This is a genomic window from Phosphitispora fastidiosa (genome assembly GCF_019008365.1).
GTDB classification, from domain to species: domain Bacteria; phylum Bacillota; class Thermincolia; order Thermincolales; family UBA2595; genus Phosphitispora; species Phosphitispora fastidiosa.
The window spans coordinates 1-275 of the sequence record NZ_JAHHUL010000120.1 but is presented as its reverse complement, the minus strand read 5'-3'; the positions used below and the strand labels follow the sequence as shown (position 1 = coordinate 275).

Annotated in this window: 1 protein-coding gene; it reads right to left on the bottom strand. The window is 70.5% G+C overall.

What is annotated here, in order from left to right; all coding sequences use genetic code 11:
* A partial coding sequence (locus Ga0451573_RS19185; RefSeq protein ID WP_231685793.1) for a hypothetical protein occupies window positions 1-275 on the bottom strand: 275 nt, incomplete at both ends.

Sequence of the window (275 nt, the reverse complement as noted above, 5' to 3'; positions counted from 1 at the left end):
CCGCCGGCCTGCAGCATGTTGCGCAGGGCCGGATCGGCGTTGTCCTTGGCCTTGATCTGCAGATCGTAGTCGTAGCTGCGGTCGGCCTGCAGGTGTACTTCGCCGCCGGCGTCGAGCGGGCCCGCCAGGGTCTCGATCAGCACCTTGATGCTCGGCGCCGCCGAGGTGCCGGCGGCGCCGGGCACGGTGCTGATGGTGGCCTTGAAATCTCCCAGCGGCGTGGGGTTTGGCCCGAGGGCGAAGGACAGGCTGCGCAGCTCCGCTGTGCCGCTGGC